Genomic DNA, 709 nt, shown 5'->3' with positions numbered 1-709 from the left:
CTTGTAACCAAACCTATCATGAGGCCCATAATGCTCAAGGTGGTACTTAAACTCCCTTGACCCCTGAATATACATGTTCCTGGGATACCACTCATTACCAAAGGCTGGGACAGAGTAAACACCCCAATGAATGAATATACCGAACTTAGCGTACCTAAACCAACCAGGGATCCTAAAACCCCTAAGAGACTCCCAATCAGCCTCAAAGGGGCCAGGAGGTAAACTAACGGGGAAATTAACCATACTAACGAAGAAGGTTTGAACTTTAAAATATTTAACCATGATAATTCTGTGGGCTACCGCTCTGCCGGGGGTGGTTGTTGCCTCCGGCTTCATTGCGGCGATTCCCTGGCCCCCTCACCGCAGGTGGACTGCGGGTCTCGGGAACCAAGGACCACTGAGACATACTCTAAAGGGAAGGAGTTAAAAAACCCTTCTGGGGAATTATGTAGAATGGGCTATCATGTATTATGTATGTATTGCATTCTCACTAAGAATTGCCACACTGTCACAGTCCCCTAGATTCCCTCTTAACCTATTCAAGTTTCTAAGTTAATTCTCACTCAGTATAGTTTGGATGAGAAGTACTTGAAAACTGCAGTATCGCTATGCCTAATGGTTTCTTCGAATAAAAGGTTAGAGTAACTTCTTAGCTTCACTAATCATCTCCTCTATCTTAACGATGCTCACCTTCACGTGGCTAATTGTG

General features: G+C 44.3%; 1 protein-coding gene. It reads right to left on the bottom strand.

The genetic code is table 11. The annotated features are described in order from the left end of the window. The coding region (locus ACP5L5_RS11750; protein ID WP_428764011.1) for an alpha-L-fucosidase at positions 1-243 on the bottom strand (243 nt) is incomplete at its 3' end. Between the last annotated feature and the right edge of the window lie 466 nt (positions 244-709).

The organism is Vulcanisaeta sp., assembly GCF_049966235.1.
Taxonomy (GTDB): domain Archaea; phylum Thermoproteota; class Thermoprotei; order Thermoproteales; family Thermocladiaceae; genus Vulcanisaeta; species Vulcanisaeta moutnovskia.
The sequence above is the reverse complement of the archived record's forward strand: the minus strand, read 5'-3'. Positions and strand labels throughout refer to the sequence as shown.